At 53.8% G+C, this 338-nt stretch carries 1 pseudogene; it reads right to left on the bottom strand.

Annotated features, from left to right (window positions below):
- Positions 1–338, bottom strand: a pseudogene (locus JT360_RS33355) (efflux RND transporter permease subunit); the annotation flags it as partial.

The raw sequence follows: 338 nt of genomic DNA, 5'->3' as shown, positions 1-338 counted from the left end.
GCGCGAGGGTCGTCCGCTTCTGCGATGCGCTGAGCACGGTGGCGGTAGCGAGTTGCCGGTCTTGCGCCACAACCCTGGATCAAACAGGCCGTATATTGCGAGCAACACTCCAACGGCCAGAAGGATCGAAAAGCCACTGAATGCATCGATCAGCAAGTAGCCAGCCATGAGTAACGCTATGATCGCTGACATCCCCCACAAAGGCATACAAAACTGACGTTCGACACCTAAACGGATCGAGCCGTACAGAAATACGACACAGGTCGAAATAGCGATAAGAAGGCTACTATAATGGGTCGGCCTACGATAGCTGATCTCGGCGCTCATATCATTGCGCT

Origin of the sequence: Mesorhizobium sp. dw_380, from assembly GCF_018588885.1 — a bacterium.
Lineage (GTDB): Bacteria > Pseudomonadota > Alphaproteobacteria > Rhizobiales > Rhizobiaceae > Mesorhizobium.
This window is presented reverse-complemented; position numbering and strand designations above follow the sequence as displayed.